Origin of the sequence: Nocardioides sp. NPDC058538 (assembly GCF_042719275.1) — a bacterium.
In the GTDB taxonomy this organism is placed as follows: Bacteria; Actinomycetota; Actinomycetes; order Propionibacteriales; family Nocardioidaceae; genus Nocardioides.
In genome coordinates, this window is sequence record NZ_JBHXNY010000004.1 from 116,651 (window position 1) to 139,176 (window position 22,526).

22 protein-coding genes are annotated in these 22,526 nt (G+C 70.1%); 9 read left to right on the forward strand and 13 right to left on the reverse strand.

What is annotated here, in order from left to right:
• The first annotated feature begins 37 nt into the window (after window positions 1-37).
• Window positions 38-1,501 (forward strand): glycerophosphodiester phosphodiesterase, encoded by a 1,464-nt coding sequence (locus tag ACFWQC_RS05320; RefSeq protein WP_378674100.1) that lies wholly within the window; start codon window positions 38-40, stop codon window positions 1,499-1,501.
• Window positions 1,502-1,563: 62 nt separating this feature from the next.
• Complete coding sequence (locus ACFWQC_RS05325; protein WP_378674103.1) at window positions 1,564-2,289, forward strand: TetR/AcrR family transcriptional regulator; 726 nt, start codon at window positions 1,564-1,566, stop codon at window positions 2,287-2,289.
• Between the two features lie 292 nt (window positions 2,290-2,581).
• Here the strand turns inward: ACFWQC_RS05325 and ACFWQC_RS05330 are convergent, their stop codons facing one another.
• Window positions 2,582-3,862, reverse strand: coding sequence for an acetyl-CoA C-acetyltransferase (locus ACFWQC_RS05330; protein WP_378674106.1), 1,281 nt, complete (start codon window positions 3,860-3,862; stop codon window positions 2,582-2,584).
• 150 nt (window positions 3,863-4,012) lie between these two features.
• On the opposite strand from ACFWQC_RS05330, the gene ACFWQC_RS05335 reads away from it, so the two are divergent.
• Complete coding sequence (locus ACFWQC_RS05335; protein ID WP_378674109.1) at window positions 4,013-5,335, forward strand: 3-oxoacyl-ACP reductase; 1,323 nt, start codon at window positions 4,013-4,015, stop codon at window positions 5,333-5,335.
• Complete coding sequence (locus ACFWQC_RS05340; protein WP_378674111.1) at window positions 5,335-6,231, forward strand: MaoC family dehydratase; 897 nt, start codon at window positions 5,335-5,337, stop codon at window positions 6,229-6,231. Before ACFWQC_RS05335 ends, ACFWQC_RS05340 begins: the two co-directional genes overlap by 1 nt.
• Window positions 6,232-6,245: 14 nt before the next feature.
• Here the strand turns inward: ACFWQC_RS05340 and ACFWQC_RS05345 are convergent, their stop codons facing one another.
• Window positions 6,246-7,142: a superoxide dismutase gene (locus ACFWQC_RS05345; RefSeq protein ID WP_378674114.1), complete on the reverse strand. Its 897-nt coding sequence runs from the start codon at window positions 7,140-7,142 to the stop codon at window positions 6,246-6,248.
• Window positions 7,143-7,267: 125 nt separating this feature from the next.
• On the opposite strand from ACFWQC_RS05345, the gene ACFWQC_RS05350 reads away from it, so the two are divergent.
• The 3 genes from ACFWQC_RS05350 to ACFWQC_RS05360 are packed head-to-tail and all read left to right on the forward strand — an operon-like array spanning window position 7,268 to window position 8,858.
• Window positions 7,268-8,179, forward strand: coding sequence for a GNAT family N-acetyltransferase (locus ACFWQC_RS05350; RefSeq protein WP_378674117.1), 912 nt, complete (start codon window positions 7,268-7,270; stop codon window positions 8,177-8,179).
• Window positions 8,180-8,235: 56 nt separating this feature from the next.
• Window positions 8,236-8,454 (forward strand): hypothetical protein, encoded by a 219-nt coding sequence (locus ACFWQC_RS05355; protein WP_091041496.1) that lies wholly within the window; start codon window positions 8,236-8,238, stop codon window positions 8,452-8,454.
• Window positions 8,445-8,858: a PIN domain-containing protein gene (locus ACFWQC_RS05360; RefSeq protein WP_378674121.1), complete on the forward strand. Its 414-nt coding sequence runs from the start codon at window positions 8,445-8,447 to the stop codon at window positions 8,856-8,858. Before ACFWQC_RS05355 ends, ACFWQC_RS05360 begins: the two co-directional genes overlap by 10 nt.
• Window positions 8,859-8,861: 3 nt before the next feature.
• On the opposite strand, the gene ACFWQC_RS05365 is transcribed toward ACFWQC_RS05360, so the two are convergent.
• The 3 genes from ACFWQC_RS05365 to ACFWQC_RS05375 all read right to left on the reverse strand — a co-directional run bounded on the left by ACFWQC_RS05365 (window position 8,862) and on the right by ACFWQC_RS05375 (window position 11,184).
• Window positions 8,862-9,212 (reverse strand): arsenate reductase family protein, encoded by a 351-nt coding sequence (locus ACFWQC_RS05365; protein ID WP_378674124.1) that lies wholly within the window; start codon window positions 9,210-9,212, stop codon window positions 8,862-8,864.
• A gap of 119 nt (window positions 9,213-9,331) precedes the next feature.
• Window positions 9,332-10,210 (reverse strand): acyl-CoA thioesterase, encoded by an 879-nt coding sequence (locus ACFWQC_RS05370; RefSeq protein ID WP_378674127.1) that lies wholly within the window; start codon window positions 10,208-10,210, stop codon window positions 9,332-9,334.
• Window positions 10,211-10,224: 14 nt separating this feature from the next.
• Window positions 10,225-11,184, reverse strand: a complete 960-nt coding sequence (locus ACFWQC_RS05375; RefSeq protein ID WP_378674130.1) for a PAC2 family protein — start codon at window positions 11,182-11,184, stop codon at window positions 10,225-10,227.
• A gap of 310 nt (window positions 11,185-11,494) precedes the next feature.
• On the opposite strand from ACFWQC_RS05375, the gene ACFWQC_RS05380 reads away from it, so the two are divergent.
• A complete protein-coding gene (locus tag ACFWQC_RS05380) occupies window positions 11,495-12,694 on the forward strand; it encodes an acetyl-CoA C-acyltransferase (protein ID WP_350658645.1) in 1,200 nt (399 codons plus the stop codon).
• Entirely contained in the window at window positions 12,691-14,784 is a 2,094-nt protein-coding gene (locus ACFWQC_RS05385) for a 3-hydroxyacyl-CoA dehydrogenase NAD-binding domain-containing protein (RefSeq protein ID WP_378674134.1), read from the forward strand. Before ACFWQC_RS05380 ends, ACFWQC_RS05385 begins: the two co-directional genes overlap by 4 nt.
• A gap of 89 nt (window positions 14,785-14,873) precedes the next feature.
• Here the strand turns inward: ACFWQC_RS05385 and ACFWQC_RS05390 are convergent, their stop codons facing one another.
• From ACFWQC_RS05390 to ACFWQC_RS05425, 8 genes are all read right to left on the reverse strand, one after another.
• Window positions 14,874-15,095, reverse strand: a complete 222-nt coding sequence (locus tag ACFWQC_RS05390) for a hypothetical protein (RefSeq protein WP_378674137.1) — start codon at window positions 15,093-15,095, stop codon at window positions 14,874-14,876.
• A gap of 145 nt (window positions 15,096-15,240) precedes the next feature.
• On the reverse strand, window positions 15,241-17,139 hold the full coding sequence (gene dxs / locus ACFWQC_RS05395; RefSeq protein WP_378674140.1) for a 1-deoxy-D-xylulose-5-phosphate synthase: 1,899 nt from the start codon (window positions 17,137-17,139) through the stop codon (window positions 15,241-15,243).
• 10 nt (window positions 17,140-17,149) lie between these two features.
• On the reverse strand, window positions 17,150-17,602 hold the full coding sequence (locus ACFWQC_RS05400; RefSeq protein WP_378674143.1) for an NUDIX domain-containing protein: 453 nt from the start codon (window positions 17,600-17,602) through the stop codon (window positions 17,150-17,152).
• A gap of 11 nt (window positions 17,603-17,613) precedes the next feature.
• Entirely contained in the window at window positions 17,614-18,615 is a 1,002-nt protein-coding gene (locus ACFWQC_RS05405; protein WP_378674146.1) for a zinc-binding dehydrogenase, read from the reverse strand.
• Window positions 18,615-19,490, reverse strand: a complete 876-nt coding sequence (phnE, locus tag ACFWQC_RS05410) for a phosphonate ABC transporter, permease protein PhnE (RefSeq protein WP_378674149.1) — start codon at window positions 19,488-19,490, stop codon at window positions 18,615-18,617. The genes ACFWQC_RS05405 and phnE overlap by 1 nt, the downstream gene beginning before the upstream one ends.
• Window positions 19,487-20,317 (reverse strand): phosphonate ABC transporter ATP-binding protein, encoded by an 831-nt coding sequence (locus ACFWQC_RS05415; protein WP_378674152.1) that lies wholly within the window; start codon window positions 20,315-20,317, stop codon window positions 19,487-19,489. The genes phnE and ACFWQC_RS05415 overlap by 4 nt, the downstream gene beginning before the upstream one ends.
• Window positions 20,317-21,258 carry a phosphate/phosphite/phosphonate ABC transporter substrate-binding protein gene (locus ACFWQC_RS05420; RefSeq protein ID WP_378674155.1) on the reverse strand — a complete coding sequence of 314 codons (942 nt, stop codon included), beginning with the start codon at window positions 21,256-21,258 and terminating at the stop codon, window positions 20,317-20,319. The genes ACFWQC_RS05415 and ACFWQC_RS05420 overlap by 1 nt, the downstream gene beginning before the upstream one ends.
• A gap of 18 nt (window positions 21,259-21,276) precedes the next feature.
• Complete coding sequence (locus ACFWQC_RS05425) at window positions 21,277-22,434, reverse strand: TIGR03364 family FAD-dependent oxidoreductase (RefSeq protein WP_378674158.1); 1,158 nt, start codon at window positions 22,432-22,434, stop codon at window positions 21,277-21,279.
• Window positions 22,435-22,526 lie beyond the last annotated feature (92 nt).

Here is a 22,526-nt window from a genome sequence, read left to right on the forward strand (position 1 = left end):
GCAGGTGGCCCCGATCGATCCTTTAACCTCACTGCGCGTGCCCCCACACGCCTATGCCCGCCTCGCTGCGATTCTCGCGACGCTGACGCTGATCCTGGGGCCTGCCGCCGTCAGCCCGGCCTCAGCCGCCACCGGCGCCTCCACCGAGCTCTCGGTCGCCGCACCGAGCGCCAGCGTCTCCCGGCCGATCTTGGGTGAGTCGTTCAGGCTGAGCGGCTCGCTCGGGCCCAGCGTCAGCCGGGTGGTCCGGCTGCAGCGCTACCACGACGGCGACTGGGAGCCCGTACAGAAGCAGTTCGCCGCACGGACCGGTCACTACTCCTTCGTCGTGAGCCAGTCCTCATGGAGGATGCGCTGGCGAGTCCTCGCCCCCGGCGTCGCGCGTGAGGGGCGGAACTGGGCGGAGCGGGTCTCGGCCCCGCGTACGCTCTTCGGGCAGCAGCAGGCCGTCACGACCAGCATGGCGAGGTCGGTGCGTGCCGGAGGCGCGGTGCGACTCACCCTCTTCGCCGCTCCGGCCCGCCCCGGACGGGTCCTCACCCTCCAGCGCGACAGCGGCGACGGGTGGACGAACATCGCCCACCTCACCACCGGTCCGACCGGCCATGCGGCGTACGCCTTCAGGACCCGGGAGGTGGCGAAGACGCGATTCCGGACGATCGCCCGGGCGCATCACGGGGCGCCGGCGTTCGTGGGGTCCTCGGCGGCCGTCTACGCCCTCGGGAGCAGACCGGTCGGGGTGATGGCCTGGCGCGGCGACTCGCTCAACCACCCGGAGAACACCCTGGACGCGTTCCGCAGCGCCGTGCGGCAACGTGCCGACTTCATCGAGATGGACTTCCAGCCGACGGCCGACGGCGAGTGGGTGCTCCTGCACGACGGCGACTTCAGGCGTACGACCGATGTCGAGGACCGCTTCCCCGAGCGCCGGAGGGCGAGCCCGCGAGAATTCACCCTCGCCGAGGTGCAGTCGCTCGACGCGGGCTCGTGGATGGGGTCGCGGTTCCGGGGTGTCCGGGTGCCTACCATCGAGGAGACCTTCGACGCCATCGAGTCGGCCGAGCGACTCCACGGCCACCGGGTCCAGCTCGTGGTCGAACTGAAGGGCGAGAGCGCCGCCGAGATGCGCGCGCTCTACCGCAAGGTCGTCTCGCTGCGTCCGGACTGGGTCTCCAGGAAGGGCCACGGCGACAAGGCGATCTTCATGAGCTTCGAGGCGAGCCACTTCGACTTCCCCGGCTTCGAGCGGACCGGGATGGAGACGGTCGCCGTCAAGGACGAGCCCGATCCCACGGATCTCCACGACGGCGAGTTCACCCAGGTACACCTCCACACCCGGCTGCTCGACCCGGCTCTCGTGGACCGCTACCGCAGCCAGGGAGCCGAGGTCGGCACCTGGCCGGCGGTCAGCACCGCGTCCGTGCTCCGCGCCGCGGTCTCGGGGGTCGACTACGTCACCACCGACGACGTCGCGGGGGCCCGCCGAGCACTGCTCCACTAGGCCGATGTGAGGACGGACACTCACAGTGCAACTCCGAGTTGCACACCGCGTACAGTGTTCTTGTGAGCAGCCGAACAAGCACCTCCCAGTCCGCCTCGGGCTCCGCTTCGGCCCCCGGCTCCGGGTCTGACGGCCGCCGCTCGGCCGCCGCCGCCCGGCGCCGTGCGCGCGAGGCAGACATCGTCGCCGCGACCCGCAAGCTCTTCGACGAGCGCGGAGTGAGCGACGCCCAGATCGAGGACATCGCGAAGGCGGTCGGCATCAACCGCGCGATCGTCTACCGGCACTTCACCGGCAAGGACGAGATCTTCGCGCTGACCCTGGTCGGCTACCTCGACGAGCTCCGCGGGCGGATGCTGACCGCGACCGAGGGCGACAGCGCGCCTACCGACGTGGTCCGCGACGTCGTCGGCACCTTCGTCGACTACGGGATCGAGCATCCCGCCTTCGTCGACTGCGCCCAGACGCTGATGCGCCGCAGCGGCTCCGACCTGCTCGACGAGCTCTCCGAGAGCGCCCTGTTCCGCCTGGGCCGCGCGATGAACGGCTGCCTCACCATCCTCACCACCGTCTTCGAGGACGGTGCCGCCACCGGCGAGCTCCACGTCAAGGACGCCAACCTGCTCGCCAACACCCTCTACGCCTCCGGCCTCGGCGCCCTCCAGCTCGCCCGCGTCGGCATCCTGGTCTCCGAGTCCGCGCCCGGCGTACCCACCGTCGGCTCCGTCTCCCCCGACCAGGTCCGCGACTTCCTCGTCACCTCCGCCCTGGCCCTCACCGCCAAGTAGCCCTCGCCGAGGCGTCTCTCCCGTCGGCCGAAGCGTCACGTACGTCGGCCGAGGAGGCAGCCAGATGCCAACTCGGCCGACGCGAGTGACGTCTCGAACGACGGGGTTGACGTCTCGGCCGGGCAGGGTTCTACAGCGCCACGGACGAAGGGCTGAGACGTCACGTACGACGGCCGAGTTGGCAATCAGGTGCCAACTCGGCCGACCGGAGCGCCGCCTCGACCGACCGGAGCGCCGTCTCGACCGACCGGGGTGACGCCTCGGCTGACTCGGGTCGCCTCGGCGCGAGGTTCTACTTCTCCAGGATGGCGACGACGCCCTGGCCGCCGGCGGCGCAGACGGAGATGAGGCCGCGGCCGGAGCCCTTCTCGTCGAGCAGCTTGGCGAGGTTGTTGATGATCCGGCCGCCGGTGGCGGCGAAGGGGTGGCCGGCGGCGAGGCTGGAGCCCTTGACGTTGAGCTTCTCGCGCGGGACGGTGCCGAGCGGGGCGTCGAGGCCGAGCTTGTCCTTGCAGAAGTCCGGGGACTCCCAGGCGGCGAGGGTGGAGAGGACCTGGGATGCGAACGCCTCGTGGATCTCGAAGAAGTCGAAGTCGTCGAAGGTCAGGCCGTTGCGGGCGAGCAGGCGCGGGACGGCGTAGGCGGGAGCCATCAGCAGGCCTTCGCCGCCGGCGACGTAGTCGACAGCGGCGACCTCGGCGTCGACGAAGTAGGCCAGGACCGGCAGCTTCTTGGCGGCGGCCCACTCCTCGCTCGCCAAGAGCACGGCAGAGGCGCCGTCGGTCAGCGGCGTCGAGTTGCCGGCCGTCATGGTCGGGTTCTCGCCCTTGACCCCGAAGACGGGCTTGAGCGTCGCGAGCTTCTCCACGGTCGAGCCCGGGCGCAGGTTGTTGTCCTTCTCCAGACCGCGGAACGGGGTGATCTGGTCCTCGAACCAGCCGGCCTCGTACGCAGCGGCGAGCTTCTGGTGGGAGGCGGCGGCCAGCTCGTCCTGGGCCTCGCGGGTGATGCCCCACTCCTGTGCGGTCAGCGCGGCGTGCTCACCCATCGAGAGCTTGGTGCGCGGCTCGACATTGGCCGGGATGTTGGGGATGACGTCGGCGGGGCGGAGCTTGGCGAAGGCCTTGACGCGGTCGATGTTGGTCTTGGCGCGGTTGGCCTCGAGCAGGACCTTGCGGAGCTTCTCGCCCAGCGCGATCGGCGCGTCGGAGGTGGTGTCGGTGCCACCCGCGATGCCGGAGTCGAGCTGGCCGAGCGCGATCTTGTTGGCGATGTAGGTCGCGGCCTGGAGGCCGGTGCCGCAGGCCTGCTGCAGGTCGACGGCGGCCGTCTCGGGGGCCAGCCTGGAGCCGAGAACCGACTCGCGGGTCAGGTTGAAGTCGCGCGAGTGCTTGAGCACCGCGCCGGAGGCGACCTCACCGATGCGCTCGCCCTCGAGGCCGAAGCGGGCGGCGAGGCCGTCGAGGACGGCGGTGAACATCTCCTGGTTGGACGCGGTCGCGTACGCACCGTTGGAGCGGGCGAAAGGAATACGGTTGCCGCCCACGATGGCGACACGACGAGTGGTGGTCATGAGTTCATCCTTGTCTGATGAAGCGCTTTGGAGAAGGGTATGTCAGGGAGATCACGAAAAGTGGACACCGAGTTACACCTGTAGTTACAACTGGCCAGTAACATACCAACGTACGCCTCAGAGACCACGTCCAGAAGGATCAGAGAGACCATGAGCGACAAGTACCAGAGCTTCACCCAGTCGGCGATCGGCAAGGTCCTCGTCAAGAACCTCGGGCTGCCGAGCCCCGCCAAGCTCGAGCGGTACGCAGCCGGTGCCCCGCTCGTGAAGGGCCCCGTCCTCGTCGGCGGGCGTGGTCGTCTGGCCGAGTCGCTGGGCGGGCTCCTCGGCGAGCTGGACATCACCTCGACGGACTCCGCCACCGCCGGCGCCAAGTTCAAGGGCCTCGTCTTCGACGCCACCGGCCTCACCTCGACCGCCGACCTGGTCGCGCTGCAGGAGTTCTTCACCCCGGTGCTTCGCAGCCTGGAGAACAACCCGCGCGTGGTCGTGATCGGCACCCCGCCCGAGCAGCTCGAGGGCGCGGAGCGGGTCGCCCAGCGCGCTCTGGAGGGCTTCACCCGCAGCCTCGGCAAGGAGATCGGCAAGGGCGGCACCGTCCAGCTCGTCTATGTCGCCGAGGGCTTCGAGGGCTCGCTGCTCTCCACGCTGGCCTTCCTGCTCTCCCCGAAGAGCGCCTACGTCTCCGGCCAGGTCGTGCGGATCGGCACCAAGAACGCCTCCCCCGCCGCTGAGCAGGTGGACCCGAAGAAGCCGCTGACCGGCAAGGTCGCGCTCGTCACCGGCGCCGCCCGTGGCATCGGCGAGGAGATCGCCAAGGTGCTGCAGCGCGACGGCGCGACCGTCGTCGGTCTCGACATCCCACCGGCCGAGGACGACCTGAAGAAGGTCACCCCCGACTACATCACCGCCGACATCACTGCCGAGGACGCGCCCGCCAAGATCGCGGAATACCTCCAGGAGAAGTTCGGCGGCGTCGACATCGTCGTGCACAACGCCGGCGTCACCCTCGACAAGAAGCTCGCAAACCAGAAGCCCGACCGGTTCGGCAAGGTGCTCGAGATCAACATCACCGCGCCCGAGCGGATCACCGCCGAGCTGCTCGAGCAGAAGCTGGTCCGCCCCAACGGCCGCATCATCGGCGTCTCCTCGATCGCCGGCATCGCCGGGAACCTCGGCCAGACCTCCTACGGCGCCTCGAAGGCCGCCGTCATCGGCTTCGTCGACTCGCTGGCCGAGGAGCTTCCCGACGGGATCACGATCAACGCGGTCGCGCCGGGCTTCATCATCACCCAGATGACCGCAGCGGTGCCGTTCGCGACGCGTGAGGTCGGCCAGCGGCTCAACGCGATGGCCCAGGGCGGCCTGCCGGTCGACGTAGCCGAGACCATCGCCTGGTACGCCTCGCCTGCCTCCACCGGCGTCAACGGCAACGTCGTGCGGGTCTGCGGCCAGATGATGCTGGGGGCCTGATGAGCACGCCCAAGACCGAGCCCAGCTTCACCGGCAGGTCCGGTCCCGCCCTGCTCGTCCGGGCGGCGCTGCCGGCCATCCCGGGCATCAACGCGCTCCCGGGGATCAAGAAGACCGGCGTCGCCTACGAGGAGCTCAGCCTCACCCGCGAGCCGGTCGCTCTCGAGCGGACGGCGGTCGACGCGTACGCCGAGCTGTGCGGCTTCCCGATCAAGGACACCGTGCCGCTCCCCTACCCGCACATGCTGGCCTTCCCGCTGCACATGGCGCTGATGTCCTCGCCCGACTTCCCCTCGCCCGCGATGGGGATGGTCCACATCGAGAACTCGATCAGCGGCTACCGCCCGATCTCGGTCGGCGAGGCGGTCGCGGTCACCGCGACCGTGGGGCAGCCCGAGCCGCACCCGGTCGGCAAGGCGTACCGGTTCCTGACCGTCGCGACAGTCGAGGGCGAGGTCGCGTGGGAGTCCACCTCGACGTACCTGGTCCGGGGGAAGCGCAACGCCGACGTGACCTGGCTGGGTCCGACTCCGGGCCGAGATCTGATCGAGGTCGACCCGTCCGGTCCCGTGTTCCCGCTCAAGGCCGACCTCGGGCGGCGCTACGCCAAGGTCGCCGGCGACTACAACCCGATCCACCTCTACCCGCTGACCGCGAAGGCGCTGGGCTTCAGGCGCCAGATCGCGCACGGGATGTGGACCAAGGCGCGCTGCATCGCGGCGCTGGAGAACCGGCTCCCGGGCGCGGTGCGGGTCGATGTCGCCTTCAAGAAGCCGGTCTTCCTGCCGTCCTCGGTGGCGTTCGGGTCGCTCAAGGACCTGGACGGCTACGACTTCTCGCTCCACAGGCGCGGGTCGGACACGCTCCATCTGGTGGGGCGTACGACCGCGCTCTGAGCCCGGCTTGCGGTTCAGCGGCGAACGGCGGTGACCCAGTAGGGCGTGTCGGGCTCCGGGGTGGTGGTGAACCGGGCGTTGGGCAGGTAGAGCCGGTCGCGGTAGGCGGCGACGGTCGTCGGCACGTCGAAGTCGTCGCTCGTCAGGGTATCGACCTGGACACCGCGGGAGCCGGACCTGTCCAGATGGATGACGGCGATCTGGTTGAGGCGGTTGCGGACGACGTACAACGTCCTGCCGAGCAACAGCATGCCGTCGCCGCTTGTGAGGCTGGCCCCACCGAGGCCGACGACACTGGTCGCGCCGGTGCGCGGGTCGACGCGGTGAAGGAGACCCGTGGTCGAGTTGACCACCAGCAGGCCGCGACCGTCTGGAGTGGCGGTGATGCCGTTGGCGTTGAAGCCCTCCACCTGCTCCCAGTCCCCGGTGAGCGGGAGGGTCCGGACCGGGCCTCGGCCGAGCGGCACGGCGTAGAGCTGGGCCTGCTGGGAGTCGGTGAACCACGCGGAGTGGCGGGTGAGGACGACGTCGTTGACGAAGCTGGTCGCGGTGGTGAGCTGGTGGTCGGCGAGGAGACGGCCGGTGCGGGTGTCGATCACCCGGGCGGTGCCGCTGGGGCCGCCAGAGGCGAAGAGGCGACCGTGGCGGTCGACCTTGATGCCGACGGTGGCGGTGCCGGGGCCTTGGGAGACCACCTTGCCGCGGCCGGTGCGCAGGTCGACGCGGTAGATGTCGCCGTCCACGCGCGACCCGAACCAGGCCGTCGGCCCGCCTCCGATCGCGATGCCTTCGGGCTGGAAGCCGGGCGGGAGGTCGAATCTCTTGGGGAAGACCGTGTGTGCGTCGGCCGTGGCTGGGACGAGGGCCGCGACCATTGCCGCGGCGAGCAGGGCGATACGAATCCGGAACATCGTTTGCTCCTGACGGGGGTCGGCGCCGCCGAGCCGGCGTGGAGGACGGCTGCTAACGCCTACCGTACGCCGCTGACCCGATAACCCGTGGCGACTCAGGGTGAGCAGGTGGGACCGTGTGTCTCATGACCCCGATGACCCTTCCCACCGGCTATGCCGAGCGGCCGTTGGTGCTGGCCGATGCCGCCACCGTCACCAGGGTGATGGCCGCCAACGAGCTGGCCACCGTCGGCGAGGTCGTCATCGAGCTGGCCGACATCGTTTCGGAGTGGCAGCGGCCTTCCTTCGACGTCTCCGCCCGGACGGTCGGTGTCATCGATGCCGACGGCGACCTGGTCGGCTACGCGGAGTGCTCCGGTGGCTCCCGGGCCGATGCCGCGGTACATCCAGACCACTGGGGCCGTGGTCTCGGCACCGCCCTGGCCGGCTGGCTCGCCTCGAAGGCGGGTGAGCTCGGGGAGCCGGTCATCGGCATGCCGGTCCCCCAGGGCTCACCTGGCGACCGGCTGCTGGAGTCCCTGGGCTGGTTCCCACGCTGGGAGTCCTGGGTGCTGGCGCTGCCGCCGGACGCGGCGATCCCGGTGCGGGAGCTGCCGGAGGCGTACGCCATCCGGGCCGCCACGCAGCAGGACCACGAGCAGGTGTGGACCGTGATCGAGGACGCCTTCCTGGAGTGGTCCGAGCGCGAACGCGAGCCCTACGCAGACTGGGTCGCCACGACCATCGAACGGCCAGGCGCCGAGCCGTGGAACGTCCGCGTGGTGACGGGCCCGGACGGCGCTGTGGTCGCCGCCGCGGTGCTGGTGATGACCGAGGACGGCGGGGAGGGGTACGTCAGCAGGCTGGCCACCCACAAGGACCAGCGCAACCGCGGCCTGGCCCAGGCGCTCCTCGCCGACGCGTTCGGTGCTGCCCGCGCTCACGGAGCCACACGCGCGACCCTGTCGACGGACTCCCGCACCGGCGCCCTCGACCTCTATCTCCACGTCGGCATGGAGGTCGAGTCCACCTGGGTCCACCGGGCGACCCGGCCCTGATCCCACTTCGACGCCCCGGCCTCGGCTACCATCTTGCGTCCAGGAGGTGGACAGACATGTCCGACGTACTGATCCGAGGACTCTCGGATGACGAGCTCGCGCGCATCGACACCGAGGCGACGCGGCTCGGGCTCACCCGCAACGAGTATCTCCGCCGATGGTTCACGCCTGACGCTCTGCGTCCGCTGCCACCGGCGCGACCCGTGGCCGGCGGCGACTTCGCGAAGTTCGCCCCGCTCGCCGACCGGGGTCTGATGCGTGACGCATGGTCGTAGCCCGACCCTGGCTGATGCACCGGTCGGCCCTCGCCCGGATGTCCACCAGCCCCGACGCTGAGAAGTGGTCCCGCCTGATCGAGCTGGGACAAGTACGCATCACCACCACCACACTGCTCGAGATCGGCCATCTGGCCCGATCCGAGCGGGAGTGGTCCGATCTCGTCGAGGACGTGCCGGTGATCCACATGCCGCTCGCGACCCTCACGCCGCGTACGGAGGCACGGGCGCTGGAGATCCAGCGCATCGTGCTGCGCGACGGCCGCCACCGGGCGCCGTCGGTGCCTGACCTGCTGGTGGCGGCGGTCGCCGAGGAGGCAGGTCTCACCGTCCTCCACGCCGACAACGACGTCGATCTCATCACCCGCACGACCGGCCAGCCGGTCGAGCGGCTGCGTGCCTGAGGTTCAGAAGAGCTCGCGGACCTTCTCGATCGGCCGGGCGAGCACGCCGCGGTCGCCCTTGAGCACGATCGGGCGCTGCAGCAGAGCAGGGTGCTCGACCATCAGCGCGACCAGCTCATCCTCGGAGAGGTCGCGATTGCCCAGGTCCAGCTCCTTGTAGACCGGCTCCCGCTTCCGCAGCACGTCACGAGCACTCAGGCCGGTCTTGGCGAGGATGTCCTTGACCTCCTCGGTCCGCAGGCCGAGCACGTGGTAGTCGACCTTCTCGAAGTCGACGCCCTCCTCCTCGAGGAGAACGAACAGGTTCCGACACGTCGTGCAGGTCGGCTTCTCGTACACGGTGATCTGATCCACGGCGCCACCTTAGCCCGCGGTTCGGGTGCGCTATCGCGGCAGGCGACCAAGGTGTGCGATAGTGCGCCGACCTATTTCTGGGCGCGATGGTGAGACAGACGAGCCGAGTCGACGAAGGGTCAGGCTCGGGGCGGGCGGATGAGGCCCTCTTGAGCGACCGTGGCGGCCAGGATGCCGTCGGCGGTGAAGACCCGGCCGATGGAGAGGCCGCGGCCACCGTAGGCCGAGGGGCTCTCCTGGTCGTAGAGCCACCACTCGTCGGCACGGAAGGGGCGGTGGAACCAGATGGTGTGGTCGAGCGAGGCCATCTGGATGCCCTTGTGGTCCAGCGAGTGGGCCGCGAGGGAGGCGCCGAGCAGCGAGATGTCGGAGGCCCAGGTGAAGGCACCACGCTGGATGTCGGGATCGTCGGGCAGCGAGGCGCCCAGGCGGATCCAGAGACGCTGCTGCGCGGGATGGACCGCATCGGGCTTGATGCCGAGCAGCGAGTTGCCGACGGCACGCACCTCGACCGCCTCCCACTCGCCCGCCAGCGAGACGGCCTCCGGGCTGCCGGAGTCGGCCATCATCTTCAGGAAGTCGATGCACTTCTCGGGCGCCGGGACCGACGGCATCGCATCCTGGTGCTCGAACCCGGACTCCTCACGCTGGAAGTTGGCGGTGAGGTAGTAGATGTCGCGCCCCTTCTGGCGCGCCCGGACCCGCCTGGTCTCGAAGGAGCGCCCGTCGCGGATCCGCTCGACGTCGTAGACGATCGGGTAGGACGGGTCGCCCGGCAGCAGGAAGTAGGAGTGCATCGAGTGCACCGTGAAGGCCGGGTCGGCCGACCGCACCGCGGCCATCAGCGCCTGAGCTGCCACCTGGCCGCCGTAGGCGCGCCCCCGCGAGTTGCGGGTGGTGGTGGCACCGTGGAAGAGGTCCTTGTCGATCTCGACCAGGTCGAGCACGCCTACCAGCTCGGCCACTGCCTGATCCGCCGCTACGGCGTCGGTCGTCATGCGTTGAGTTTCTCTCAATCCTTCTCAGGGCTGTCATCGGGGTCGGGACCGTTGAGCCCGGCCAGGAACTGCTCGAACTGCTCACCGAGCTCGTCACCGGTCGGCAGCGGCTCGTCGGGTGCCAGCAACGAGCGTCCGGACTCCTCGCCGCGCTGGAAGGTGTCGTACTGCTGCTCGAGAGCGGCCACGACCTCCCGCACCTCGGCATTGTCCTCGATGTAGGAGGCGATCTCCTCCTCGCGGCGCTGGGCCTCCGCCTCCAGGTCGGAGACCGGGATCGTCAGCCGGGCCGCGCGCTCGAGCTCCTCGACGAGCACGACCGCAGCGGCCGGGAAGTCGCTCTGAGCCAGGTAGTGCGGCATGTGCACCACGTAACCGCCCGCAGGGTGGCCCCACTCCCCCAGGCGTACCTCCACCAGGGCCTGGGCTGAGGCCGGGATCCGGATCTCGCCCTTCCACGGGCTCTCCCAGACCTGGCCGGCGAGCTCCTGTGCCGGGTCGTTGGCGTGCCTGGTCGCGGTCAGCGGGCGGGTGTGCGGCACCGCCATCGGCACCGACGCGAGCGAGATCACCTCGGTCACGCCGAGGCGCTCGATGACCTCGCGTACGGCGCCGGCGAAGGCCTCCCAGCGGTTGTCCGGCTCGGGGCCGTGCAGCAGGAGGTAGGGATTGTCACCGGTGTCCTTGAGCAGCCGGACGACCAGCCGCGGCGCATCGAAGGACTCGTAGTGGTCGCTGACGAACGAGATCGCCGGTCGGCGGGCCCGGTAGTCGTGGAGCTCGTCGACATCGAAGGTCGCCACCACCGGCGCTCGCCTCGACGTCTGGATCAGATGAGCCGCGGCCCGCTCGGCGGCCTTGCCCGCGTCGAGGAAGCCGTCCAGGACGACCACCAGCGGAAGCTGGTCACCTCCGGCCAGGATGATCTCCTCGGGCAGGTCGTCAACGATGTGCACCAGTCGTGATCCGGCCATCGGTGTCTCCTCCCGTTGCGTACGGCCCTCGTGGGCCTCGTCGTCGCTCGCCTCGCCAGGGATCGCGACCCTGGGGCTCAACCTTCTCAATACACGCTTCCACATGACGACAGCGCAGCATCCTGGACGCCCCAGTTATTCCCAAGCCGACGCGCGGAGACCGGCGACCTCAGCTGCGAGAGGCCGTGTGACCTCCCCCTCGGTGCGGCCGTTGTTACTAGCGGGTAATGTAGGCGCCGGGCACCACCCGTGCCCGCACCAACAGCGCCGCCAGGCGACAACCGACCGGCAACCCACATGGAGTGACACGGTGACCCGACAGCTGCGAGAAGTCGTCTTCGTCGACGGCGTACGCACACCTTTCGGCAAGGCCAAGGGCCAGTACGCCGAGACCCGCGCAGACGACCTGGTCGTCAAGCTCATCCGTGAGCTCACGCGCCGCAACCCCGAGCTTCCCCCCGAGCGGATCGACGAGGTCGCCATCGCCGCGACCACGCAGATCGGCGACCAGGGCCTGACGATCGGCCGCACCGCCGGCCTGCTCGCCGGGCTCCCGCAGTCCGTCCCCGGCTACGCGATCGACCGGATGTGCGCCGGCGCGATGACCGCCGTCACCACCACCGCCGGCGGCATCGCCTTCGGTGCCTACGACGTCGTCATCGCCGGCGGTGTCGAGCACATGGGCCGCCACCCGATGGGTGAGGGCGTGGACCCCAACCCGCGGATCATCTCCGAGAAGCTCGTCGACCCCTCGGCGCTCGTCATGGGCAACACCGCCGAGAACGTCCACGACCGTTACCCGGCGATCACCAAGGAGCGCACCGACGCTTTCGCCGTCCGCTCCCAGGAGCTGGCGGCCAAGGCGTACGCCGACGGCAAGATCCAGCCCGACCTGGTCCCCGTCGCCACCCGCTCCGCCGAGAACGGCTGGGGCCTGGCCACCACCGACGAGCCGATGCGTCCCGGCACCACCACCGAGGACCTGGCCAAGCTGAAGACCCCGTTCCGCCCGCACGGCCGCGTCACCGCGGGCAACGCGGCGGGCATCAACGACGGCGCGACCGCCTCGCTGCTGGCCTCCGAGGACGTCGCCCGCGAGCTCGGTCTGCCGATCAAGATGCGGCTGGTGTCCTACGCCTTCGCCGGCGTCGCCCCCGAGGTCATGGCCGTCGGCCCGATCCCGTCGACCGAGAAGGCGCTGGCCAAGGCCGGGCTCACGATCGACGACATCGAGGCCTTCGAGGTCAACGAGGCGTTCGCGATCCAGGTGCTCGCCTTCCTGGACCACTTCGGCATCGCCGAGGACGACGAGCGCGTGAACCCGTACGGCGGCGCGATCGCGTTCGGTCACCCGCTGGCCTCCTCCGGTGTGCGGCTGATGATCCAGCTCGCGCGCCAGTTCGAGGAGCGCCCCGAGGTCCGCTACGGCCTCACCACCATGTGCATCGGCCTGGGTATGGGCGGCACGGTCATCTGGGAGAACCCGAACTGGACTGGGGAGTCGAAGTGACTGACATCAACACCCTTCTCGCTGATGTCGAGAAGCTCTTCTCCGACGACGAGGTCGTGACCGCGGCCAAGCTGGCGAAGGTCACCCTGCCCTCCGGCAAGGTCCTCGGCCTGGTCACCCTCGACAACGGACACGACCACACCCGGCCGAACACGTTCGGGCCGAAGTCGCTGGTCGAGCTCAACACGGCGTACGACGCGGCCCTTGCTGATCCCGAGATCGACGCGATCGCGGTGACCGGCAAGCCGTTCATCCTCGCGGCCGGCGCCGACCTGACCTCGCTGCAGGCGGGCGGCCCGGACGGGATCCGTACGATCGCCGAGCTCGGTCACGCGGTCTTCCGCAAGCTCGGTGACGGCGCCAACGGCGTCAAGAAGCCGTCCTTCGGCTTCATCAACGGGCTCGCGCTCGGCGGTGGCCTCGAGGTCGCGCTGCACGCCGACTACCGCACGATCCAGGACTCGGTGCCGGCCGTCGGCCTGCCCGAGGTCATGCTCGGCCTGATCCCGGGCTGGGGCGGCGGCTACCTGCTGCCGAACCTGATCGGTCCGGCCAAGGCCGCCAAGGTCTTCATCGAGAACCCGCTCAACAACGGCAAGGTGCTCAAGGGCACCGAGGCCTTCGAGCTGGGCATCGCGGACGCGATGTTCGGCGGCGCCGACTACCTCGAGCAGTCGCTGCTGTGGGCCGACGGCATCCTGTCCGGCGCCGTGTCGGTTGAACGTGAGGAGATCGACCGGGGCGAGGCCTGGGACGAGGCCGCCAAGAACGCCAGCTTCTTCGCCTGGGCCAAGACCGGCGACGCCTCCCCGGCCGCCAAGAAGGCCGTCGAGCTGCTCACCCTGGCCAAGACGGCGACCCGCGACGAGGGCTTCGCGGCCGAGGACGACGCCCTCGTGGCGATGTCGAAGACCCCGCAGCTGCTCGCCTCGCTCTACTCCTTCGACCTGGTGCAGAAGCGCGCCAAGCGTCCCGCCGGCGCCCCCGACAAGGCGCTCGCGCAGAAGGTCACCAAGGTCGGCATCATCGGTGCCGGTCTGATGGCCTCGCAGTTCGCGCTGCTCTTCGTCCAGCGTCTCAAGGTGCCGGTCGTCATGGTCGACCTGGACCAGGACCGTGCCGACAAGGGCGTGGCGTACGTCCACGCCGAGCTCGACAAGAAGCTCGCCAAGGGCCGTGCCTCGCAGGACGCGACCAACCGCCTCAAGGCGCTCGTGACGTCGTCGATCGACTACGCGGAGGCCTTCTCCGACGCCGACTTCATCATCGAGGCCGTCTTCGAGGAGATGGGCGTCAAGAAGACCGTTTTCGCCAACGCCGAGGCCGTCGCGCCGGAGACCGCGGTCTTCGCCACGAACACCTCGAGCCTCTCGATCACGGAGATGGCGGCCGACCTGAAGAACCCCGAGCGGGTCGTGGGCTTCCACTTCTTCAACCCGGTCGCGGTGATGCCGCTGCTGGAGATCATCCGCGGCGAGAAGACGTCGGATGCCGCCCTGGCCACGGCGTTCTCCGTCTCGAAGTCGCTGAAGAAGACCTCGATCCTGGTCAAGGACAGCCCGTCCTTCATCGTGAACCGGCTCCTGGGCCGCTTCATGGGCGAGGTCTCCAAGGTCGCCGACGAGGGCACCCCGATCGACGTCGTCGAGTCCGCCTTCGCCGGCGTCGCGCCGATGGGCCCGTTCGCGCTGATCGGCCTGGTCGGTCCGGCGATCGCGTACCACAACAACGAGACGCTCGCGAAGGCCTTCCCGGACCGGTTCCACCTCTCCGAGAACCTGCACCGGGTCGTCGAGGCCAAGAAGAGCTCCTTCTTCGGTCCTGACGGGCGCACCCTCGACCCCGAGGTCGAGGCGCTGCTCGTCTCCGGCGACACGGTCAAGACCGCCGAGGAGGCCCGCCAGCAGGCCCTCGAGGCCATCGCCGACGAGATCGGCCGGATGCTCGAGGAGGGCGTCGCCCAGGCCGCCGAGGACATCGACCTGGCGATGATCACCGGGGCCGGCTTCCAGTTCTGGAACGGCGGCATCACCCAGCTCCTCGACCGCGAGGGCATCTCCGAGAAGGTCACCGGCAAGAAGTTCCACTGACCGACGCAAGTCCGCCCCCGACCGATCTGATCGGTCGGGGGCGGTCCCATGCTGGGCCGGGTCAGTCCCGGACACACCTCAGTAGGGACTCAGGCCTTGTCGGTGGCCACCTTGCCGCCTCCGACCGCCGTCTCCGGCTTGCCCATGTTCTGCCGCGCACGGGGCCGCTGCTGGCGACCCGAGGCCTGCGCTGAGCCGCGCCGGCCCTCGATCTTCTTGCGGATCTGTTCGTCCGCCGCTCTGAGGTCGAACGGCGCCGACATCTGCTCAGGTGACCAACGGAACTCGGCCACGAGGTCGTCATAGAGCATTGAATCCCCCGAGTGCTGTGTGGTGACGATACCGAGGGCCCTCGTCGCCCCCGACAGACCCACCCTAAGCCCAGAACGATCGATCTTCGCCAGGGGCTCGACCAGAGAGACCGACCCCGTAGGGTCAAAATTCGACGTCTCGGCGTCAGAAACTGACGTCTCGGGGCAGGGGGGTGGGGGTCAGGGCGCCCAGACGTTCGATGGTGTCGAGCGCGACCGCCTGGGGGGTCAGGCCGATGCTCTCCAGGATCTTGGGCCGCTTGGCGTGGTCGAGGAACTCCTGCGGGATGCCGTGGATCTTCACCGGGGTGCGTACGTCGGCAGCAGTCAGGGCCTGCAGGAAGGACGCGCCGACACCGCCGGCGACGCCGTTGTCCTCGATGGTGACGACCAGGCTGTGGTCGGCGGCCGCCTCGATGAGGGCCGGGTCGATCGGCTTGACCCAGCGCGGGTCGACGACGGTGACGCCGATGCCCTGGGCGGTGAGCCGCTCGGCGACGCCCACGGCGACCTCGGCCATGGAGCCGACGCCGAGGACCAGGACGTCCTTGGTGCCGTTGCGCACGAGCACGTCGGCCTCGCCGAGCTTGGCGATCGTGGCGATGTCCTCGGGCGGCGGGCCCTTCGGGAAGCGAACGACCGTGGGCGCGTCGTCGACCTCGACGGCCTCGTCGAGGAGCTCGTTGAGGCGAGCGATGTCGCGCGGCGCGGCCAGGCGGAGCCCGGGGACGACCTGGAGCAGCGACATGTCCCACATGCCGTTGTGGGAGGCGCCGTCGTCGCCGGTCACGCCGGATCGGTCGAGGACGAACGTCACCCCGGCCCGGTGCAGCGCGCAGTCCATCAGCACCTGGTCGAAGGCACGGTTGAGGAAGGTAGCGTAGACCGCGAAGACCGGGTGCAGGCCACCCATCGCCAGGCCGGCGGCCGAGGTGGCGGCGTGCTGCTCGGCGATGCCGACGTCGAAGGTGCGCTCGGGGAACCTGGCCTGGAACGCGTCGAGGCCGACCGGGTGCATCATCGCCGCGGTGATCGCGACGATGTCCTGGCGGCTCTCCCCCAGCCGCACCATCGCGTCGGAGAAGTGGTCGGTCCAGATCCGGCCCTTGGGCTTCTCGGCGCCGGTCTGGACGTCGAAGGGACCCGGCGAGTGGAACTGGTCGGCCTCGTGGCGCTCGGCCGGGTCGTAGCCGTAGCCCTTGCGGGTGATCGCGTGCACGATCACCGGACCGCCGAACCGCTTGGCCGAGGTCAGCGCCTGCTCGACGGCGTGCCGGTCGTGGCCGTCGACGGGGCCGACGTACTTCAGGCCGAGGTCCTCGAACAGACCCTGGGGCGCGACCGCGTCCTTGAGCCCCTTCTTCACCGCGTGCAGCGCGTCGTAGGCCATCGAGCCGATCCCCGGCACCGCGTTGAGGCGGCGCTTGACCATGTCGAGAAGGACCTCGTAGCGGGGGTTGGTGCGCAGGGAGGTCAGCGCCGTGGCCAGGCCACCGATGGTCGGGGTGTAGGAGCGGCCGTTGTCGTTGACCACGATGACCAGCTTGGAGTCGTGCTGGATCGCGATGTTGTTGAGCGCCTCCCAGGCCATCCCGCCGGTCAGCGCGCCGTCGCCGATCACCGCGACGACGTGGCGGTCCTCGCCGCGGATCGTGTAGGCCTTGGCCAGCCCGTCGGCGTAGGAGAGCGCGGTGGAGGCGTGGGAGTTCTCGACCACGTCGTGGTCGGACTCGGACTGGCTCGGGTAGCCGCTCATCCCGCCCTCGCGGCGCAGCGTGCCGAAGTCGCCGGCCCGGCCGGTGACGAGCTTGTGGACGTAGGACTGGTGACCGGTGTCGAAGACGATCTTGTCGCGCGGGCTGTCGAAGACCCGGTGCATGGCCAGGGTCAGCTCGACCACGCCGAGGTTCGGCCCCAGGTGGCCGGTGTTGGTGGCCACGGTCCGGATCATCAGGTCCCGGATCTCGCTCGCGAGGAGCTCGAGCTGGTCGTCGGAGAGATCACGAAGATCCTGCGGCGCGGCGATGCGTTCGAGGAGACCCATGGCCCGGATTCTACGTCTCGACCCTGAAGGACTTCGACCCGGATAGCGACGCGTGCTGAGGCGATCCGAGGAACGGCGTCAGCCCGATCCGGGCCGAGTCGCTGAGGTCCAGGTCAGGCGCCTTCACGGGGTCGACAAAGACGATCTGGCGACCCTCGTGGCACACGATGTCGGCGTCGGTGAGGTCGACGCCGGCGGCGTAGAGGTGGATCTTGTCGTCGGTGCCGGTCTCGGGGTGGCGGAGCTCCTGGACGGCGACCAGCTCGAGGGCCTCGGGGCCCAGGCGCACCTCGGTCTCCTCCTCGAGCTCGCGGACAGCTCCGGCCAGCGGGTCCTCCCCGGACTCGAGGTGGCCGCCGCAGAAGGACCACTTCTCCGGCGCGATCGTCGGATGCTCGTCGCGCTCCTGGAGCAGCACCCAGCCACGACGGTCGACAAGGATCACGGCGGCGAACTCGGTCATGAGGGGCGAGCCTAGTCCTCCCGCGGCCGCACCGATGCCCGCGGTCTGCCCAGCTCCCTCGTCAGTACGTCACCGACCTGCTCGAGCCCGACGGGCTCCTCGACCAGCTCCGCCCATGGACGATCGGACGCGACGAGGAAGGCGACCGCCTGTTCCAGGTGGCGCGGCTCGTAGTTGTGTACGCCGCTGACCGACCGCCAGCCCCGCACGATCGCCTCGGGGTCGACCGAGATCGCGCGCCCCGGGGAGACCGAGCCGACCAGGACGAGGGACCCGCCGATGTCGAGCGCCCCGAGCGCCGCCTCGACCGCCGAGGCAGCGCCGGAGAAGTCCATCGCCACGTCGACCGGCGGAAGCGCCTGCCCCGCGGACAGCGTCGACGTCGCGCCGAAGCCGACGGCCAGCTCCAGCCGCACGGGCTCGACGTCGCTCACCACGACCTCGGCCGCCCCGGCGTCGGCCGCAGCGGCGACCGCGGTTAGCCCGAGCATCCCGGCGCCGATCACCAGCACCCGCTTGCCGCCCAGCGAGCCGACCCGCTCCAGGGCCGCCATCACGGTGGCGGTCGCGCAGCCGGCCGGCGCGGCGACCTCGTCGGCCAACGTGTCGGGGACGGGCACGACGGCGGTGCCGGCGGGCAGGAGCACGTGGGTCGCGTAGGTGCCCGACAGCGGCCAGGCCGGCTCGTAGGGCTCGTGGCCGAGCTTGCGCACCGAGCGGCACTTCGCGGTGAGCCCCCGCCCGCAGCGGTCGCAGGTCCCGCACGAGACGGTGACGCCCCAGACCACGCGCCGGCCGGTGCCCACGATCCGGCCGACGCCCTCGTGCCCGAGGACGCTCGGACAGGCTCCGGGACGCCGCCCGGAGACCGTGTGGTGGTCGGAGCCGCACACGGTCGCGAGGTCGATCTCGACCAGCGTCTCCCCCGGCCCCGGCACCGGCAGGCCCACGGTCTCCAGCCTCACCTCGGCGCCACCGCGCCACACCGCGACCCGTGCCATGAGCCGTGCCATCAGACCGCGCCGACCTTCCGGCGCAGCCAGGCGCTGAACAGGTCGATGACGATGATCAGGACGATCACCATGCAGACGTAGGTCATCATCGTGTCGAAGTGGAAGCTGTCCACCTCGGTCTTGATGAAGAACCCGATGCCGCCGGCTCCGACCGTGCCGAGGATGACCGAGCTGCGTACGTTGGTGTCGAAGCGGTAGAGGAGCAGGCCGAGCAGCGACGGCATGACAGCAGGCAGCACGGCGTGCGCGGCCGACTGCGCGGGCGAGGCTCCGGCCACGCGGAGCGCCTCGACCGGCCCCTGGTCCACCTCGTCCATCGCCTCGGACCACAGCTTGCCCATGACCGCGACGTTGTGGATCGCCAGCGCGATCACACCCGGGAACGCCCCGAAGCCGACCGCGGCGATGAACATCAGCGCGTAGACGGTCTCCGGCACGGCCCGCAGCACCGACATCACCGCGCGACCCAGGAGCCACAGCGGCACGAACCGGTTGGTCGTACGCGAGGAGATGACCGCGAACCCCAGCGCCACCGGAATCGAGAGGGTCGTGCCGAGCAGGCCGATCCAGATCGTGAGCAGGCAGTACTCCAGGCCGGGCCGGATGGTCTCCGACCAGCGCAGATCGAGCGGGAAGGCACCGTCCTGATGGATGGTCCTGCCGTTCGGGTAGGTGCGGTCGACCCCGAACAGGAAGTTCCACAGGCCGCGCCAGCCCTCGAGCAGTTCCTTGGGCGAGGTGTTGGTCTGCACCGCGGCGTACCAGTGCACGAGGACCAGGGCGGCCGTGATCGCCGCCCCGACGGCGATGCCGGAGGGCCGGAAGCGGGGCGGGATGTCCAGGCGCGGTTCGGGGGCCTTGGTCAGGCTGGTCATGCGTACTCCCTCATCTCAGCGGCCTCCAGCGCCTCCAGCGCCGGCCGGTAGAGCCCGGCCACGGTCTCGTCGGTGACCTCGGCGCTGTTGCTGTCGAAGACGAGCCGGCCCCCGGCCAGCCCGAGGATCCGGTCGGAGAATCGGCGGGCGAGGTCGGGTTGGTGGAGCACCGCCGCCACCGCCAGACCGTCGTCGGCCAGCGAACGCAGCAGGTTCATCACCTGCTCGGAGGCGGCCGGGTCGAGCGCCGAGACCGGCTCGTCGGCGAGCAGCACCTTGGCGCGCTGGCACAGCGCGCGGGCCACCGCGACCCGCTGCTGCTGGCCACCGGAGAGACGACCCGCCTTCTCCCGGGCCCGGTCGGCGAGACCGACCCGGTCCAGGCAGGCCATCGCCTCGGCCTGCACCTCGCGCGAGAAGGCCAGCACCGACCAGGACCGGCTCAGACCGAGCCGCCCGAGCGCACCCGCGCAGACGTTGTCGAGCACGCTGCGACGGGGCACCAGATGGATCTTCTGGAAGACCATCGCGACCGTCGGCACCGCCTCCGCGCTTCGCGCGGTTACTCCCTCGCTCGACCTCGCTCCCGTCGTCTCGCCGGGCTTGACCCTGAGGCCGTCGACCGTGATCGTGCCGCCGTCGGGACGCTCCAGACCGACCACGCAGCGCAGCGAGGTGGACTTGCCGGAGCCGTTGGCTCCGAGGAGGCTGACCACCTCCCCGGAGGCGACCTCGAAGGTCAGGCCGTCCAGGACCGTCTTCTCCCCGAACGACTTCCTCAGGCCGTCGATACGCAGGGCCGCACCGGAGAGGTGATCAGCGCCCATCAGAGGTCGTCCGTGGTCAGGTCGAGCGCCTCGGCGAGGTCGGACACCGGCCGGTAGTCCTCCTCGGTGACCGCCACCAGCGCCGGCTTGCCGGCTGGCGGGGTGAAGTCGAGGTACTCGCCGATCTCTGCGACCGACTCGGCCGGCAGGTTCAGCAGCGCGTCCTGCACGGCCTTGGACACCTCGGGGGTCATGTTCGGGCCTGCCGCGATCGGGTCGTTGAGGATCGGCTCGGACTTCCAGACCTGGCGGAAGGCGGACTCATCGAACTGGCCCTCGGCCGTCGCCGAGGCCAGGGTCTGGCTGTTGATCTCGGCGGCGTCGACCTTGCCGTTGACCAGGGCCAGCAGCGCCTCGGTGTGACCACCGGCGTACTCGGCCTTGACGTCCTTCTCGATCCCGGCGTCGATGAGCGCCTTGCGCGGCACCGCGTCACCGGAGGTGGAGCCGGACTCGGACAGCGCCAGGGTCGTGCCCGCGAGATCCTCGACGGACTTGATCGGCAAGTCCTCGGGCACCCAGATGCCACCGGTGTAGGAGGAGACCTTGCCGTCCTCGCCCGCGAAGGAGGCCAGCGGCGTGGCGCCGGCCTGCTTCTGGGCGAAGACGTAGCCCAGCGGCCCGAACTGGCCGATGTCGAGCTTGCCGTTCTGCATGGCCAGGATCTCGGCGACGTACGTGTCGGAGATCTGCACCTCCACCTCGCAGCCGAGCTCTTCGCCGAGGGCCTCGCCCAGGGTCTCGTAGACCGGGATCAGGTTCTTGGGGTCCTCGAAGGGCTCGACGCCCATCTTCAGAGTGCCGTCGGGGCAGATCTGGTCGGGACCGACCTCGCCGCCCGCGGCGGCCTTGTCGGTCGTCGCCTCGCTGCCGCAGGCGGCCAGGGCGAGAGTCAGTGTGGCGGCGCCGGCGAGGGCGGTGAGGGAGCGCAGGGGGGACATGTGAGGTTTCTCCTGTGGTCAGAACAGCTGGTCGAGGACGGTGGGCGCGAGTCCCAGTGCGGTGGTCATGCCGATGCCCGACGTCACCGAGACGACCCGGAGGCCCGGGAACGGCTCGGTGTCGAGGAAGTCGGTCCGCGGGGAGTCCGCGTAGACCCCTCGCCAGCGACGTCGGACGGTGAGCGGAGCCCCGAGCAGCCGCGCCCCTTCCCGCAGCACCAGCTCGGCGACGTGCTCGTCGTCGAAGGGCAGGTGGGTGCGGTCGTAGTGGTGGGTGTCGCCCAGGACGATCGAGCCGGGGCGGCCGCCGCTCCCGGGCCGCTGGGTGAGCATGAGATTCATGACGACGTCGAGGAGCTCGGGCGCGGTCGCCCCGAGCTCATTGCGTACGTCGGCGGCCGCCGTGGTCTCGGCGAACCCGCCGTAGCGCAGCATCGAGAGCCCGGTCAGCACCGCCGGCCCGATCTCGACATCGCCCGGAGGCGCGACCTCGAGCATCTGCAGCCGGCAGCGGCGTACGGCTGCCTCCTCGGCGACCTGCGGGAAGAGCCGGTCGATGTCATGGCCGGCGGCGTGGACGACCCGGGCGGAACGGATGGTTCCGCGGCTGGTGCGGACGTCGATCCCACCGGCGGCCGGGTCGATGGCACCGACGTGGGTCGACCAGCTGAACCGGACGCCCTCGGACTCCAGCCACGCGGCGATCGCGGGCAGCGCCTCGCGCGGATCCACCCTCAGGTCGAGCGACAGGTGTGCGCCGCCGAGGACCTCCGCGGTGGCCGGCGGGAACAGCTCGCGGGTCGCGTCGGCGTCCAGCAGGCGGGCCTGCTCGGTGCCGCGGATTCCGGCGAACTCCTCGAGCACGGCCATCTCGGCCTCGGTCCGCGCGACGACGACCGTGCCCGTCTTCCGGAGACCGAAGCCCGCCTTAGCTGCGAGGGTGAGCCAGTGCTCGCGGGCCGTGAGGGCATAGGCGAGCGACTGGCCCGACTGGGCGGTGGTGCAGATGTGCCCGAAGTTGCGGATCGAGGCGCCGACGGCGCGCTCGTCCCGCTCGATGACATGGATCTTCAGGCCGCGCGCGAGCCCTTCGACGGCATGCGCGAGGCCGACGATCCCGGCACCGACGACGACGAGGTCGGCGGCACCGTCGGGGGTGGTCGTATGAGTTGGCACGGCCCGAACACTTCTGTCTCGCGGCAGCCCTGGTCAACAGGCTCGACGAACATGTACAGACAAGTTAACCGGTCGTTCTCCTGCGCACTGCT